Source organism: Pseudomonas sp. NFPP07 (assembly GCF_900115645.1).
Classification (GTDB): domain Bacteria; phylum Pseudomonadota; class Gammaproteobacteria; order Pseudomonadales; family Pseudomonadaceae; genus Aquipseudomonas; species Aquipseudomonas chlororaphis.
Genome location: NZ_FOXG01000011.1, coordinates 1 through 16550, shown reverse-complemented (window position 1 = coordinate 16550; position 16550 = coordinate 1). Strand labels below are relative to the sequence as shown.

Annotated in this window: 12 protein-coding genes; all 12 read left to right on the top strand. The window is 65.6% G+C overall.

The annotated features are described in order from the left end of the window. Nucleotide 1: 1 nt before the first annotated feature. The 12 genes from tssF (at nt 2) to BM019_RS25455 (ending at nt 16447) form a co-directional block, all read left to right on the top strand. Complete coding sequence (gene tssF / locus BM019_RS25510; RefSeq protein WP_009041350.1) at nt 2-1789, top strand: type VI secretion system baseplate subunit TssF; 1788 nt, start codon at nt 2-4, stop codon at nt 1787-1789. Continuing rightward, nucleotides 1753-2760, top strand: a complete 1008-nt coding sequence (gene tssG, locus BM019_RS25505; RefSeq protein ID WP_007930277.1) for a type VI secretion system baseplate subunit TssG — start codon at nt 1753-1755, stop codon at nt 2758-2760. Before tssF ends, tssG begins: the two co-directional genes overlap by 37 nt. A gap of 11 nt (nt 2761-2771) precedes the next feature. Beyond that, nucleotides 2772-5426 carry a type VI secretion system ATPase TssH gene (tssH, locus tag BM019_RS25500; protein ID WP_092421303.1) on the top strand — a complete coding sequence of 885 codons (2655 nt, stop codon included), beginning with the start codon at nt 2772-2774 and terminating at the stop codon, nt 5424-5426. Between the two features lie 10 nt (nt 5427-5436). Then, nucleotides 5437-6954 (top strand): sigma-54 interaction domain-containing protein, encoded by a 1518-nt coding sequence (locus BM019_RS25495; RefSeq protein ID WP_062824223.1) that lies wholly within the window; start codon nt 5437-5439, stop codon nt 6952-6954. Nucleotides 6955-7049: 95 nt separating this feature from the next. After that, complete coding sequence (locus BM019_RS25490; protein ID WP_007930271.1) at nt 7050-7190, top strand: hypothetical protein; 141 nt, start codon at nt 7050-7052, stop codon at nt 7188-7190. 17 nt (nt 7191-7207) lie between these two features. Further along, nucleotides 7208-8401 (top strand): type VI secretion system-associated FHA domain protein TagH, encoded by a 1194-nt coding sequence (tagH, locus tag BM019_RS25485; RefSeq protein ID WP_092421297.1) that lies wholly within the window; start codon nt 7208-7210, stop codon nt 8399-8401. 5 nt (nt 8402-8406) lie between these two features. Next, nucleotides 8407-8907 carry a type VI secretion system lipoprotein TssJ gene (tssJ, locus tag BM019_RS25480; protein WP_007930268.1) on the top strand — a complete coding sequence of 167 codons (501 nt, stop codon included), beginning with the start codon at nt 8407-8409 and terminating at the stop codon, nt 8905-8907. Nucleotides 8908-8909: 2 nt separating this feature from the next. After that, nucleotides 8910-10241, top strand: a complete 1332-nt coding sequence (gene tssK / locus BM019_RS25475) for a type VI secretion system baseplate subunit TssK (RefSeq protein ID WP_009051584.1) — start codon at nt 8910-8912, stop codon at nt 10239-10241. 5 nt (nt 10242-10246) lie between these two features. Continuing rightward, nucleotides 10247-11116 (top strand): type IVB secretion system protein IcmH/DotU, encoded by an 870-nt coding sequence (icmH, locus tag BM019_RS25470; RefSeq protein ID WP_007930266.1) that lies wholly within the window; start codon nt 10247-10249, stop codon nt 11114-11116. 14 nt (nt 11117-11130) lie between these two features. Next, nucleotides 11131-14658, top strand: coding sequence for a type VI secretion system membrane subunit TssM (gene tssM / locus BM019_RS25465; RefSeq protein WP_092421294.1), 3528 nt, complete (start codon nt 11131-11133; stop codon nt 14656-14658). Then, entirely contained in the window at nt 14658-15386 is a 729-nt protein-coding gene (locus tag BM019_RS25460) for a PP2C family protein-serine/threonine phosphatase (RefSeq protein WP_007930264.1), read from the top strand. The genes tssM and BM019_RS25460 overlap by 1 nt, the downstream gene beginning before the upstream one ends. Continuing rightward, a complete protein-coding gene (locus BM019_RS25455) occupies nt 15383-16447 on the top strand; it encodes a serine/threonine-protein kinase (RefSeq protein ID WP_092421291.1) in 1065 nt (354 codons plus the stop codon). Before BM019_RS25460 ends, BM019_RS25455 begins: the two co-directional genes overlap by 4 nt. The last annotated feature ends 103 nt before the right edge of the window (nt 16448-16550 follow it).

Sequence of the window (16550 nt, the reverse complement as noted above, 5' to 3'; positions counted from 1 at the left end):
CGTGTCCTTTAACCACTACTACCAAAGCGAACTCACCGCGCTGCGCCAGCTGGGTCGCCGTTTCGCCGAGCGTAGTCCGGCCCTGGCGCCGTTCCTGGGCCAGGCCGGGCGGGATCCGGATGTGGAGCGCCTGCTCGAAGGTTTCGCCTTTCTCACCGGTCGCCTGCGACAGAAGCTCGATGACGAGCTGCCGGAACTCAGCCACTCGCTGATGCACTTGCTGTGGCCGAACTACATGCGGCCGTTGCCGGCGTTCAGCATTCTGCAGTTCGACCCGCTGAAGCAGTCCGGGCCGGCCCTGCGCGTGGAGCGTGATACGCCGGTGGAGAGCAAGCCCATCGATGATGTGCGTTGTCGCTTCCGCACTTGCTACCCGACCGAAGTCCTGCCGCTGGACCTGACGGCGCTGAATTACTCGGTGAAAGGCGACGGCGCGCTGCTCAGCCTGCGCCTGGAGATGAGCTGCGACGGCCACCTCGGCGAGCTGAACCTCAGCCGCCTGCGCCTGCACCTGGCGGGCGAGCGCTACATCAGCCAGATGCTCTACCTGAGCCTGCTGCGCAACCTCGAAGGCATCGAACTGGTGCCGCTGGGCATGGACGGCAAGCCGTTCCCGGGTGTCAGCGGCAATGCCATGTCGTTCAAGATGCCCGGCAACCGCGTGCAGCCGGTGGGCTTTGCCGAGGAAGAGGCGTTGATCCCGTATCCGCTGAACACCTTCCGCGGCTATCGCTACCTGCAGGAGTATTTCGCCTTCCAGGACAAGTTCCTGTTCGTCGACCTGAACGGCCTGGACCTGCTCAAATCGCTGCCGGAGGACACCCTCAAGCAGCTGCACGGCCTGGAAGTGCGCTTCGACATTCGCAAGAGCGGCATCCAGCGCCTGCGGCCGACCCTGGACAACGTGAAGCTGTACTGCACGCCGATCGCCAACCTGTTCAAGCACGACGCCCTGCCGATCCGCCTCGACGGCAAGCAGGACGAGTACCTGCTGCTGCCGGCCGAATACGACCTGGAAAACTGCGGCGTGTTCTCGGTGGAAACCGTGACCGGCTGGAAGCCCGGCGGCCTGGGTTACCAGGAATATGTACCGTTCGAATCCTTCGAGCACGACCCAAGTTTCGACGTGCCCAACAGCCGTCCGCATTACAGCATCCGCCAGCGTTCGTCCTTGCTGCACGACGGCCTCGACACCTACCTGAGCTTCGGCATCCGCCACACCGAAGCCCACGAAACCCTGTCGATCGAGCTGATGTGCACCAATCAGAACCTGCCGCGCAAGCTCAAGCTCGGCGATATTTGCATGGCCTGTGAAGAGACGCCGGAGTTTTTGAGTTTCCGCAATATCACCCCGGCCACCTCGAGCTACGCGCCGCCGCTGAATCGCGACTTCCTGTGGAAGCTGATCAGCAACATGTCGCTCAACTATCTGTCGCTGGCCAACGTCGATGCGCTCAAGGTGATTCTCGAAACCTACGACTTGCCGCGCTACTACGACCAGCACCTGGAAAAGGTCAGCAAGCGCCTGCTGGGCGGGCTCAAGTCGATCCGCCACGAGCATGTCGACCGGTTGCATCGGGGCCTGCCGCTGCGCGGTCTGCGCACCGAGCTGACCATCGATCCGGAAGGCTATATCGGTGAGGGCGACATGTTCGTCTTCGCCTCGGTTCTCAACGAGTTTTTCGCTCTTTACGCCAGTCTCAACTCGTACCACGAGCTGCGGGTAAAAAGTACACAGGGAGAGGTGTACCAATGGACACCACGTATGGGTCTACAGCCCCTGCTTTAAGTGGGCTGACCCGGGTCATTCGCGAGTACTCGCTGTTTCAGGCCGTGCTGCTGGTGGTGGACCGGCTGCGCGATTCCCATCCGGGCCTGAGCGAAGAGGATCTCTACGACCAGCTGGAATTCCAGGCCAATCCGAGCCTGGGTTTCCCTGGCAGCGACGTCGATCGCGTGGAATTTTTCGAAGAGCACGGGCAAATGCGCGCGCGCCTGCGGTTCAACCTGATCGGGCTGTTCGGTTCCGGCTCGCCGCTGCCGGCGTTCTACGGTGAACAAGCCCTGGGCGACAGCGAAGACGGCAACCCGACCCGCAACTTCCTCGACCTGTTCCACCATCGCCTGCAACGGCTGATGCTGCCGATCTGGCGCAAGTACCGCTACCGCGCCAGCTTCAAGAGCGGCGCGCTCGACCCGTTTTCTGCCCAGCTGTTCGCCCTGATCGGCCTCGGCGGCGAGGACATCCGCAAGGCCAAGGAGCTGAACTGGAAGCGCCTGCTGCCGTACCTTGGCCTGCTCAGCCTGCGGGCCCACTCGGCGGCATTGATCGAGGCCGTGCTGCGCTACTACTTCAAGCATGCGGACCTGGTGATCGAGCAGTGCATCGAGCGTCGGGTGGAAATTCTCGAAGAGCAGCGCAACCGCCTCGGTCGCGCCAACAGCCAGCTCGGCGAGGACCTGGTGCTGGGCGAACGGGTGCGCGACCGCAGCGGCAAGTTCCGCATCCATATCCGCCAGCTCGACTGGCAACGCTTCCACGAATTCCTGCCGATCGGTTTCGGCTACCAGCCGCTGTGCGCGCTGGTGCGGTTCACCCTGCGTGACCCGCTGGACTACGACATTCGCCTGGTCCTGCGCCAGGAAGAAATCCGCGAACTGCGCATCGGTGAGCAGAACGCCTGTCGCCTGGGGTGGACCAGTTGGCTCGGCCGCGAACGCGCGGACGGCGTGGTGACCCTGGGCAGCAAAATTCATTAAGGACAGATGACATGATCAACGTAGACCTGCAGCAACTGATCCAGGCGCTGGACGCCGAAACCCGCCGTGACCTGGAAAGCTCCGCTGAACGCTGTGTCGCCCGGGGCGGCAGCAAGATCCTGGTCGAAGACCTGATGTTGGGCTTGCTGGAGCGCCCGCAAGGCCTGCTCGCACGCGCGTTGCAGGACGCCGAAGTGGACGCCGGCGAGCTGAGCGCGGCGCTGCAATCGCGGGTCGAACACAGCGCTTCGCGCAACCCGGTGTTCGCCCCGGAGCTGGTGCAGTGGCTGCAGGACGCCTTGCTGGTGGCCAACCTCGAACTGGGCCAGAGCCAGGTCGAGCAGGCGGCGCTGATCCTCGCGCTGCTGCGCAACCCGATGCGTTACGCCGGTAGCCGCTACCAGCCATTGCTGGCCAAGTTGAACATCGAGCGCCTGAAAGATTTCGCCCTGTCGCAGAAGGAAGAACCGGCCAGCGGCAAGCCGGCGGCGCCGGGCGAATCGCTGTTGCAGCGCTTCACCCACAACCTGACCCAGCAGGCGCGCGAGGGCAAACTCGACCCGGTGCTGTGCCGCGATAGCGCGATCCGCCAGATGGTCGACATCCTTGCCCGTCGCCGCAAGAACAACCCGATCGTGGTCGGCGAAGCCGGTGTCGGCAAGACCGCGGTGGTCGAAGGCCTGGCCTCGCGCATCGCCGCCGGTGAAGTGCCGCAAGTGCTCAAGGGCGTCGAGCTGCTGTCGCTGGACATGGGCCTGCTGCAAGCGGGCGCCAGTGTGAAGGGCGAGTTCGAGCGCCGCCTCAAGGGCGTGATCGACGAGGTCAAGGCTTCGCCTAAGCCGATCATTCTGTTTATCGACGAAGCCCACACCCTGATCGGCGCCGGTGGCAACGCGGGCGGTTCCGACGCGGCCAACCTGCTCAAGCCAGCCCTGGCCCGTGGCGAGCTGCGCACCATCGCCGCCACCACCTGGGCCGAGTACAAGAAGTACTTCGAGAAAGACCCGGCCCTGGCCCGTCGCTTCCAGCCGGTGCAGTTGCATGAACCGACCGTCAGCGAGGCGGTGACCATCCTGCGTGGCCTGGCCCAGGTCTACGAGAAAAGCCACGGTATCTACCTGCGCGACGACGCGGTGGTGGCCGCGGCCGAACTGTCGGCCCGCTACCTGGCCGGCCGCCAGCTGCCGGACAAGGCGGTGGACGTGCTCGACACCGCCTGTGCCCGGGTGCGCATCAGCCTGGCGGCAGCGCCGGAGAGCCTGGAGCGCCTGCGTGGCGAACTGGCCGAAGGCGGCCGTCAGCGTCAGGCGTTGCGCCGCGATGCCGAAGCCGGCCTGGTGATCGACCAGGAAGCACTGGACGCGTTGGAGGCCCGCCTGGCTGAAGCCGAGGCCGAGCAACAAGCCCTGGAAACCCTGTGGAGCGAACAGCGCACCCTGGCCGAGCGCCTGCTCGAACTGCGCCAGCAACTGGCCAAGGCCCGCGACGCGGCCAACCAGCCGCCGCTGGTGTCGGTGGAAGAAGACGCCGAAGGTACGGTGATCGAGACCCTCGCCGCTGAAGTGGAGGAAGGGCAGAGCGTCGAGGCGCTGGAAGCCGCGCTCAACGAAACCCATCGCGCCCTGAGCGATGCCCAGAGTCAGGAGCGCCTGGTCAGCTTCGAAGTCTGCCCGCGCCTGGTGGCCGAAGTGATCAGTGCCTGGACCGGTGTGCCGCTGGCGCAACTGGCCCGCGAGCACAACGCCAAGGTCGCGAGTTTCGCCAGCGACCTGCGCGCGCGCATTCGTGGCCAGGAGCAGGCGGTGCATGCGCTGGACCGCTCGATGCGCGCCACCGCCGCTGGCCTGAACAAGCCGGACGCGCCGGTGGGCGTGTTCCTGCTGGTGGGCCCGAGCGGCGTCGGCAAGACCGAAACCGCCCTGGCCCTGGCCGACCTGCTGTACGGCGGCGATCGTTTCATCACCACCATCAACATGTCCGAGTTCCAGGAGAAGCACACCGTGTCGCGCCTGATCGGCGCGCCTCCAGGCTACGTTGGCTATGGTGAAGGCGGCATGCTCACCGAGGCGGTGCGGCAGAAACCCTATTCGGTGATTCTGCTCGACGAGGTCGAGAAAGCCGACCCGGACGTGCTCAACCTGTTCTATCAGATCTTCGATAAAGGCGTGGCCAACGACGGCGAAGGGCGCGAGATCGACTTCCGCAACACGCTGATCCTGATGACCTCGAACCTGGCCAGCGACCGCATCAGCGCGCTGTGCGAGAACGGCGAGCGGCCGAGCGCCGAGACCCTGGAAGAGACCATCCGTCCGGTGCTCAGCAAGCACTTCAAGCCGGCGCTGCTGGCGCGCATGCGCGTGGTGCCGTACTACCCGGTGGGCGGCCCGGTGCTGCGCGAACTGATCGAAATCAAGCTGGGCCGTTTAGGTGAACGCCTGAACCGTCGCCAGCTGGATTTCACTCACTGCCAGAACCTGGTCGACCATCTGGCCGAGCGCTGCACCCAGAGCGAAAGCGGCGCGCGCCTGATCGATCATTTGCTCGACCTGCACGTACTGCCGCTGGTGGCCGACCGCCTGCTGGACGCCATGGCCACCGGCGAGAACCTCAAGCGCGTGCACGCGACGCTCGACAGCAGCGGTGGCGTGACCTGCGAGTTCGCCTGAGGTGGGTGTGATGTTCACTCGTGTACCGCAACCGCTGATCTACGCCGAGGCGCTGCTGGCGCAGTTCGCCAGCCTGTCGCGGGCGGCCGACGGTGGCGCGCTGCTGGGCGATTTCGTGCGCGGCGTGGCCGGGCTCAGCGGTTGCGAGCTGAGCCAGCTGTACCTGCTCGATGCCACCCATACCCGGCTCGGCCTGAGCGCCGAATGCCTGGGCGGCATCCTGCAACCGCGGGAAGCGGCGAGCCTGCCGGCGGACTACAACGGTGAGCAGCTATTGCAGTTCGCCCTGTGCCAGAACCGCGTGGTGAGCCTGGTGGGGTTGAGCGGCAGCCTGCACGAAACCAGTTTCCTGCCGGCCCGGGACACGCCCTGGCAGTCGCTGTTGTGCGTGCCGCTGGTGAACACGCAAAAGGCTGTCGAAGGCCTGCTGCTGTGTGCCAGTCGCGAACATGTCGACCTGCAGGGCTTCGCCGATTCCATGGGGCAACTGGGCTCGTTCGTGCTCGGGCAACTGCACCTGCTGCAACGCCTGCGGCGTCCGGTGGGCGACGCGGCGCCGGTGGCCAGCACCCCGGTCAGCGCCAGCGGCTACGGGCTGATCGGCAACAGCACGGCCATGCGCCAGACCTACCAGTTGATCAGCAAGGTGCTGCACAGCCCCTACACCGTGTTGCTGCGCGGCGAGACCGGCACCGGCAAGGAAGTGGTGGCGCGGGCCATCCACGACTACGGCCCGCGACGCTCACAGGCGTTCATCGTGCAGAACTGCGCGGCGTTCCCGGAGAACCTGCTGGAGAGCGAGCTGTTCGGCTACCGCAAGGGCGCCTTCACCGGCGCCGATCGCGACCGTCCGGGGCTATTCGACGCGGCCAATGGCGGCACCCTGTTGCTGGACGAAATCGGCGACATGCCGCTGTCCCTGCAGGCCAAGCTGCTGCGCGTGCTGCAGGAGGGCGAGATCCGTCCGCTGGGCTCCAACGATACCCACAAGATCGACGTGCGCATCATCGCCGCGACCCACCGCGACCTGGCGGTGCTGGTCAGCGAGGGCAAGTTCCGCGAGGACCTGTACTACCGCCTGGCGCAGTTCCCGATCGAGCTGCCGGCCCTGCGCCAGCGCGAAGGCGACATCCTCGACCTGGCCCGGCACTTCGCCGACAAGGCCTGCGCCTTCCTCCAGCGCGACCCGGTGAGCTGGTCGGAAACCGCCCTCAATCACCTCTCGGGCTACACCTTCCCGGGCAACGTGCGCGAGCTCAAGGGCCTGGTGGAGCGGGCGGTGCTGCTGTGCGAAGGCGGCGAGCTGCTGGCCGAGCATTTCTCCCTGAGCATCGAAGCGTTGCCGGAGGAACCCGGGCTGAACCTGCGCGAACGCCTGGAGAAGGTCGAGCGTCATCTGCTGCTCGATTGCCTGCGCAAGAACGACGGCAACCAGACCCTGGCGGCTCGCGAGTTGGGGTTGCCCAGGCGCACGCTGCTGTACCGCCTCGGGCGGTTGAACATCAATCTTGGCGACTTCGAGGGCTAGCGCGACATGACTGCCCCAAGCGCCTTTTTCGTTTCGCCAGGCGTCGCCCGCAAGGGTCGGCGCTTTGTGCATTGTCTACCCATGGAGACCCTCTGATGTCTGTTCGTCACTGGCAAGCCGCCCTGCTGGCTCTGATCGTTCTCAGCGGCCTCGGCGGCTGTAGCGGTAATTACAAATTCAACGACAACACCTATCGCCCATTGGGTGATCCGCAGGCGGTCAATCGCGGCAAGTGACCGCAAGGAGCATCATCATGGAACTGGTTTTCGAAATGCTGAACACCAAGCAGTTCGTGCCCACGGAGTTGAGCAGCAAAACCTTCAAGCAGGCCGGCGGGGTGATCGGGCGGGGCGAGGATTGCGACTGGATCATTCCGGACCGCAAGCGCCACCTGTCCAATCACCACGCGATCGTCAGCTACCGCGACGGGATGTTTTTCCTCACCGATACCAGCAGCAACGGTATCCAGGCCAGCGACAGCGGCGCGCGCCTGCGCAAGGGCGAACCGCAGCGTATCGAGCACGGCAGCGTCTATGTGCTGGGGGATTTCGAGATCCGCGCGCGCCTGGTGCGCGATCCGGCGACCTTCGACGCCGAAGTCGGGCGTCCGCAGGCCGCCGGCAGCATCATTCCCGATGACGCCTTCCTCGACCTCGACCCGCTCAACGCGCTGGACCAGCAGGAGCGGGTGTATTCGGAAATCGACGAACTGACCGCGCTCAACGCGCCGCGCCAGGAACCGCGCCAGCGCGCGGACTATGCGCGGATCGACATGGAAAGCCTGCTGGTGCCGGAACTGGTGGCGCAGCCCGAGGCGCCGGTCGCCGTCGAGCCGGCCCCGGTGGAACGCCAGAGCGAAGGTTTCTGGGAGCATTTCGGCGCGGCGCTGGGGGTGGACCTCAAAGGCCTCGATCACGACGCCCGCGAAGCCCTGGCGATCGATGCCGCGCGCCTGCTCAAGCAAAGCATCGGCGGCCTGCAGCAGAGCCTGCGCACCCGCAGCGAGCTGAAAAACGAACTGCGCCTGGCCCTGACCACCGCCCAGGGCGGCAGCAAGAACCCACTGAAGTTCGCCGTGGACGCCAGCGAAGCGCTGGGCATCCTGCTGCAAGGCAACAAGCCCGGCCAGCTGCCGGCCGAGCAGGCGATCTCCCGCGCCTTCCGCGATCTACAGGCGCACCAGGTGGCGCTGCTGACCGCCAGCCGCGCGGCCGTGCGCGGCACCCTCGAGCATTTCTCGCCGCAGCAGCTGACCCTGCGTTTCGAGCGCGACAACAAGCCGTTGCTGGCCACCTCCGGCAGCCGCTGGAGAGCCTACAACCGCTATCACCAGGCCCTGCGTCAGGACGATGACTGGAGCGAACGCCTGCTGGCCCGTGACTTCGCCCAGGCCTACGAAGAACAGATCCGCCTGATCTCCACCCTTCACACCGAACACCAAGGATGATGCGCATGTCTCGCTGCTCGACCCTGTTACTCAAGACGCTGGCCATGCTGACCGCCCTGGCGTTGCTGGCCGGCTGCTCGTCGCTGTCGCCGTACTCGACCATGACCAAGCTCAACCTAAAGCTGACCGCCAGCGACCAGCTCAACCCGGACCTCAACGGTCGCCCGTCGCCGATCGTGGTGCGGCTGATCGAGCTCAAGCATCCGGTGGCCTTCGAGAATGCCGATTTCTTCAGCCTCTACGAGCGCGCCAAGGAGTCCCTGGCGCCGGACATGGTGGCCAGCGAAGAACTGGAACTGCGCCCGGGTGAAACCGTGGAACTCAAGCTCAGCGTCGAAGAAGGCAGCCGCTACGTCGGCGTGCTGGCGGCCTACCGCGATATCTCCGAAGCCCAGTGGCGCTATGTGGTGCAGCTCACTCCGGTGGAGCTGACCGAAGCCGATCTGACCCTCGACCAGGCCGGTATCCGCACCAGCAACGCAACGCTCGCCAAGGCGGACAAGTAATTATGAACGTGCATAAAGTCATTTGGCAGGAAGGCATGTTGCTGCGCCCGCAGCACTTCCAGCACAACGATCGCTACTACGACTACCAGATGAAAACCCGCACCCAGTTGCTGGGCAGTTATTCCTGGGGTTTCCTGAGCCTGGAGATCGACCTGCAGTTCCTCAACATGGGCAAGCTGGTGATCAGCCAGGCCTCCGGCATCCTGCCCGACGGCAGCCTGTTCGAACTGGGCGGCAACACCGAGCCGCTGGCCCTCGACGTGCCGCCGAACACCGGCAACACCCCGGTGTACCTGGCCTTGCCGCTGGTGACCGGCAACCACATCGAGGCGCGCCGTCCGGAGCAGTCCGATGTGCTGGCGCGCTACACCACCTACGAGGCGGAAGTGGCCGACTCCAACGCCGGCGACGATTCCAGCAGCCAGGTCAGCTGCGCCCGGCCGGACTTCCGCCTGCTGCTGGGCGAGCAACAGAGCGACCAGGCCTATGTGAAGCTCAAGCTCTGCGAAGTCCTCGACACCACCCCCGACGGGGTGATCAGCCTCGACCCGGACTTCGTGCCGACCTTCATCCACGCCCATGCCTCGAGCTACCTGCTGTCGTGCCTGAAAGAAGTGATCAGCATGCTCAGCCACCGCGGCGACACCATTGCCGACCGGATCCGCTCCAACGGCAAGGTCGGCGGCGCCGAAGTCGGCGACTTCATGATGCTGCAACTGATCAACCGCACCGAACTGCTGCTGCGCCACTACCTGGGCCTGGAGCAGGTGCACCCGGAAGAGCTGTACCGCACGCTGCTGACCATGCTCGGCGATCTTGCGACTTTCGCCAGCGACAGCAAGCGCCCGCGCCTGGACAGCCGCTACCAGCACAGCGACCAGGGCGCGAGCTTTCGCAAGTTGATGGACGCGATCCGCCAGGTGCTGTCGATGGTGCTCGAACAGCACGCCATCGAGCTGGTGCTGCAGGCGCGTCAGTACGGGATCATCGTGTCGCCGTTGCACGACCACAAGCTGCTGGGGTCGGCCTCGTTCGTCCTGGCCGCCAGTGCCAACTGCGACTCCGAAGAACTGCGCCATCGCTTGCCGGCGCACCTCAAGGTCGGCCCGGTGGAGCGGATTCGCCAGCTGGTCAACCTGCACCTGCCGGGGATCAAGGTCAAACCCTTGCCGGTGGCGCCACGGCAGATCGCGTTCCACTCCAACAAAACCTATTTCATCCTCGAACTCAGTTCCGAAGACCTGGCGCAACTGGAGCGTTCCGGCGGTTTCGCCTTCCACGTGTCCGGCGAATTCGCCGAGCTTGAACTGAAATTCTGGGCCATCAGGAACTGACCGACATGATCAAGGACATGGAACACAACCAGGACGACAAGACCGTCCTGCTCGATCGCCAGGGCCATGGCCCGGCGCAGAGTCCGCTGACCGATTTCGCCGCGCCGCCGCGCTTCGAGCAACTGGAAGAACGGATGATCTACGCCGCGCGCCTGCGCCCGGCCGAGGCCTTCAACATCAGCCTGAACGCGCTGGTGGCGGCGGCCTCGGATCTGTTGTCGGAAGTGGTGCGCCTCAAGCACAGCGACACCCGCGAAGACCTGTACGCGCTCAACGAGCGCCTGACCTCGGCCCTGAAGCTGTTCGAGGTGCGCGCGCTGCACAACGGCGCCGAAAGCAGCCAGGTCATGGCCGCCCGCTACGTGCTGTGCACCGTGGTCGACGAGGCGGTGGTCACCACCCCGTGGGGCAATGAAAGCGAGTGGTCGCAGATGAGCCTGCTCAGCAGCTTCCACAACGAGACCTTTGGTGGCGAGAAGTTCTTCCAGCTGCTGGACCGGCTGTCGAAGAACCCGGTCAAGCACCTGCCGATGCTGGAACTGATGTACCTGTGCCTGTCGCTGGGCTTCGAGGGCAAGTACCGGGTCATGGCCCGCGGCATGCTCGAACTCGAAGGCATTCGCGATGCGCTGTACCGGCAGATCCGCCAGCTGCGTGGCGACGTGCCGCGCGAGCTGTCGCCACACTGGGAAGGCTTGCACGACAAGCGCCGCAGCCTGGTGCGCATCGTGCCGTGGTGGATGGTCGCGCTGTTCACGGTGGTCTGCCTGGTGGTGATGTATTCGGGGTTCGCCTGGGTTCTGGGCGAGCAGCGCGAGACCGTTCTGCAACCTTATCAGCAGCTTGACCCGGCCGTGGTCCAGCCCCAGCCGTAATACAGGGACGTGTGATGAAAAACTTCTTCAAGAAAGTCGGCGCCTTCCTGCGCAAGACGTGGGTCTGGACGCTGTTGCTGGTGCTGTTCGTGGCGCTGCTGGTGTGGTTCGTCGGGCCGCTGCTGGCGGTCAACGACTACAAGTTCTGGGAAAGCGCGACCTCGCGCCTGCTGACCATCAGCGTGCTGTTCCTGATCTGGGGCCTGACCATGGTCTTCGTCAGCTGGCGCGCCGGGGTCCGCAAGAAAGAAATGGAAGACAGCGAAGACGGCCAGGAACGCCTGCGCCGCGAAGAGCTGATCGACGAGGAACAGAAAGAGCTGCGCAGCCGCTTCAAGGAAGCCATGCGCACCCTCAAGACCTCCAGCCTGTACCGCGGGCGCAGCGAGCGCTGGCGCAACGACCTGCCCTGGTACCTGCTGATCGGTCCGCAGAGCAGCGGCAAGACCAGCCTGCTGGACTTCTCGGGCCTTGAGTTCCCGATCAACAAGATCGACCGCAAGCTGACCCGCGACACCGTCGGCACCCGGCATTGCGACTGGTACTTCGCCGACCACGGCGTGCTGATCGACACCGCCGGCCGCTACCTGACCCAGCCCGACGCGGAAGTCGACGGCAGTGCCTGGAGCACCTTGCTTAACCTGCTGCGCAAGCGCCGTCGCGGGCGTCCGCTCAATGGCGTGCTGGTGACCATTCCGGTGGAGCTGCTGCTGAGCGGCAACGAGCAGGATCTCGAGACCCTGGCGCGCCAGGTCCGCGCGCGCCTGCAGGACGTGCATCAGAAACTGCATGTCGATGTGCCGGTGTACCTGGTGCTGAGCAAGGCCGACCAGTTGCTGGGTTTCGACGAGTTCTTCGACCAGCTGAGCCGCGAGGAAAGCGACCAGGTGCTCGGCACCAGCTTCCGCAAGGAACAGAACGGCACCGACGTCGCCGTGCTGCGCCAGGAGTTCGAAGAGCTGCTGCGGCGCCTGAACAGCCAGGTGATCATGCGCATGCACCAGGAGCGCGACACCCAGCGCCGTGGCCGCATCCTCGACTTCCCGCACCAGTTGGGCCAGATCGGCGAGCGCCTGTGCCTGTTCGTCGACATGGCGTTCACCGGCAACCGCTACCAGCGGGCCAGCCAGCTGCGCGGTTTCTACCTGACCAGCGCGCCGCACCTGACCGAAAAGCTCGACCCCGACACCGCCAGCATCGGCGCCAGCCTGGGCATGGCGGCCGGCGTGCTGCCGACCCTGCGCAGCGGCCGTTCGCGCTTCATTCACCACCTGCTGAGCCGGGTGATTTTCCCCGAGGCCGACCTGGCTGGCCTGGACAAGCGCGAGCGCAATCGCATCCATTGGGGCCAGCGTGCGCTGTACGTTGGCGCGCTGGTGGCCCTGGCCTTGTTCGGCCTGCTGTGGGCCGGCGGTTTCTCCGCCAACTACGAGCGCCTGGAAAACCTGCGCTCCCTGGCGCAGAACTGGAACCAGCAGCGCACGGCCCTGACCGCCCGCGACGACGCGATGGCGGCGCTCAAGACCCTCGACACCAGCTTCGAAGCCACCAAGGTGTTCCCGGCCAAGGGCGACGTCTCGCTGCACGAGCGGGTCGGCCTATACCAGGGCGAAGAAAGCAACCCGGTGGTGCTCAGCGCCTACGAGCGTGAGCTGCAAGCCCAGCTGTTGCCACGGGTGGCGCAGATGCTCGAAGGGCAGATCCGCGGCAACATGCGCGACCGCGACCGCCTGCTCAACAGCCTGCGGGCGTACCTGATGCTGAACATGCAGGACCGTCGCGATCCGTCCTGGCTCAAGGATTGGGTGGCCAGCGACTGGTCGACGCGCTACGCCGGCAACACCGCGGTGCAGAACGGCCTGAACGCGCACTTCGAACGCCTGCTCAAGCTGCCGTTCAGCTACCCGCTCAACGACACGCTGGTGGCCCAGGCGCGCCAGGTGCTGCGCAGCGAGTCGCTGGCCAACGTGGTCTACCGCGTGCTGCGCGAACAGGCGCGGAGCCTGCCGGAGTACCGCCTGAGCCAGCACCTGGGGCCGCAGGGTAGCCTGTTCGTCGGCACCGACTACGCGATCCCGGGCTTCTACACCCAGCAGGGTTACCAGCAGTATTTCTCGGTCCAGGGCACGGCGCTGGTCACCGATATCCTGCGTGACAACTGGGTGCTGGGCGAAGGCAGCGGCATCAGCGGCATGGACCTGCGCCGCCTGATGGTGGAGCTGGAGCAGCTGTACTTCCGCGACTACGCCAATTTCTGGAGCGAAGCGGTGGGCCAGGTCGGCCTGCAGCCGTTCAACGATGCCGGCGAAGGCGCCGATCAGGTCGCCGGCCTGACCTCGGCCAACTCGCCGGTGCTGCAACTGTTGGTGGAAGTGCGTGAGAACACCCGCTTCCAGGCCATCGCCGAAAGCGCCGAAGACGTGACCGCCGCGGCGGACAAGGCCGCCGAGAAGGGCGGGGCGCTGGGCAAGGTCGCGGCAGCTGCCGCGGGCAAGGCCCAGGAAGCCCTGGCCAAGAACCTGCCGGACACCGCGAAGAAGTCGCTGCAACGTCGCTTCGAACCACTGCACCGCCTGCTGGACGACAACAACGGCCCGGCGGCGGACCTGACGCCGGCGCTGCAAGCGTTGAACGACCTGCAACTGCAACTGGCCGGCCTGGCCCGTGCCAGCGCGCCCGAGCAGGCGGCGTTCGAAATGGCCAAGACCCGCATGAGCGGCCAGCGCGATGCCCTGAGCAACCTGCGCAACGCCTCGGTGCGCCTGCCGCGTCCGGTGAGCGTGTGGTTCAACGTGCTGGCGGAAGACACCTGGCGCCTGGTGCTCAACGACTCCTACCAGTACCTGAACCAGCGTTATCAGAGCGAGCTGTACAGCTTCTACGGCAAGGCCATCAGCAAGCGTTATCCGTTTAGCGCCCACAGCACCAGCGATGTCGCCATCAGCGACTTCCGCGAGTTCTTCAAGGCCCAGGGCATCGCCGATCGCTTCTTCGAAAACTACATGCGGCCTTTCGTCAGCGGCGATCCGGGCAACTACCGCCTGCGCAGCATCGACGGCCATAGCCTGCCGATGTCCAAGGTCTACCTCGACCAGATGGCCGCGGCCCAGGTGATCCGCCAGAGCTTCTTCTCGGAGAACCCGGCGGAGCCGCAGGTGCAGTTCAAGCTGGAGCCCTACACCCTGGACCCGGCGGTGAGCCGTTCCGAGTTCCGTTTCGGTGACAAGACCATGGAGTACCGCCACGGCCCGATCGTGCCGGTGTCCTTCAAGTGGCCGACCGATGCCGAAGACGGCCGCACCAGCCTGGTGCTGGACAAGATGGCCGGGCGCCCGGTGGGCATCGAAAAGAACACCGGCCCCTGGTCGCTGTTCCGTCTGTTCGACCTGATGCAGACCGAGTACCTGACCGGCCGTGACGTGCTGGTCCTCAAGGCCGACCTGGGCGGCCTGCGCGCCAACTACCTGCTGATGAGCCAGCGCACGCCGAACCCGTTCGACATGGGCGTGCTGCGTACCTTCCGCATGCCGGTGCAGCTCTGATGCTGGTTGCCAGTACCTGGCGCAGCGCTGCGCGCACCGACCCGGGCAAGGTTCGGGCGCGCAACGAAGATGCCTTCCTCGACTGTCCGGAGCAGGGGCTCTGGGTGGTCGCGGACGGCATGGGCGGGCATCAGGGTGGCGACATCGCCAGCCAGTTGATCGTCGCCAGCCTGGCCGAGTTGCCGGCGCAAGACAGCTTCGACGAGCGACTCAAGGGCCTGCGCCAGTGCCTGCACTGGCTCAACCGGCGCCTGGGCCAGGAGTTGACCGTCACCGCCGAGCGCCACGACAGCATCATGGGCAGCACCGTGGTCGCGCTGTTGCTGGAAGGCGACCGCGCGGCGTGCATCTGGGCCGGCGACAGTCGTTGTTACCTATGGCGCGGGCAGCGTCTGTACCAGCTGTCCAAGGACCATTCGCTGCAGCAGCAACTGATCGACGAGCAGCAGATGAGCGTCGAGCAGGCGCGGGCCCATCCGGCGGCCAATGCCCTGACCCGGGCGGTGGGCGCCAGCGAGCAGCTGACCCTGGATGTGCTGGAGTTGCAGGTCTACCCCGGCGATGCCTTCCTGCTGTGCAGCGACGGCCTGTACCAGGGGTTGACCAGCGATGCGCTGGGCAACGCCTTGAGCCTGGCTTCGCCGCAGGTGGCGCTGGAGCGTCTGTTCGACGGCGCCCTGCGCGGCTCGGCGCGGGACAACCTGACCGCCGTGGTGATCCGCCAATGAGTGATCTCAAATCCGGTCTGGATAACATCCTGATGAGCGAGGAAGAGGCCAGCAACCTGACCTATTTCGCCTTCGCCAAGGCCAATGAGGCGCCGCGTCCCGTGGCGCCCAAGGCCAAGGGCAAAGGCCGCAACCGCTCCAGGAATCGCCCCCGTTCCAAGGCTCAGGCCGTGGTGCCTGTGGGCGGGCTGCCGGACGTGCTGGCCGGACGTTACCGCCTTGAGCGCCTGCTCGGGGCCGGTGGCATGGGCGCGGTCTACCGCGCGCGGGACCTGCTGCATGAGCAGTTCGGCGATCCCGACCCTTACATAGCGCTCAAAGTCATGAGCGAAGAATTCTCCGAGACGCCGGATGCCAGCGCCTTGCTCTACAGCGAGTTCGCCCTGACCCGACGCCTGCGCCACCCGAACGTCGTGCGCCTGCACAGCTTCGAGGTGGACACCCAGTGCCAGCGCGCCTTCATCACCATGGAGCTGATGCGCGGCCTGACCCTGGACAAACTGCTCTGCGAGCGGCCATTGGGGCTGCCGTGGAAAGAGCTGCGCGATGTGGTGCGGCCGCTGCTCGATGCCCTGGCGTACAGCCACGCTCGCGGTGTGCTGCACGGCGACCTGAAGCCGAGCAACGTGATGCTCTGCGAAGACGGCGTGCGGCTGTTCGACTTCGGCCTGAGCCAGGCCGAGGAGGGCATCCTTCCCGGCCTGCCGCAACTGAGCCGCAGCCGCTTCAACGCCTGGACGCCCGGCTATGCCGCCCCCGAATTGCTGGAGGGCGGCGCCTTGTCGGCCAGTGCCGACCTGTATGCGGTGGCCTGTGTGATCTATGAACTGGCCTGCGGCAAGCACCCGTATCGCCGGTTGCCGTCGACCCAGGCCCGCGACGAACGCCTGGACCGCTCGCTGCAAGCGCCCAGGCATCTACCCAGACACTGTTGGCCAGCCCTGCGCGCGGCGCTGGCCTTCGACGTGGCGGAACGCACCATCTCCGCCCAAGCATTGCGCGATGCCATGCGCGCGGATTCGTCCTGGCTGCAACGCTGGTTCCATCGGCGTAACGGATGACCATCGAACAGGGAGCAAGCTATGTTCAATCCTTCCAATGAAACCCACTTCAGCCTGACGGTCGACGACTTCCAGGGTGACTTGCAGGTGCTGTCTTTCGAGG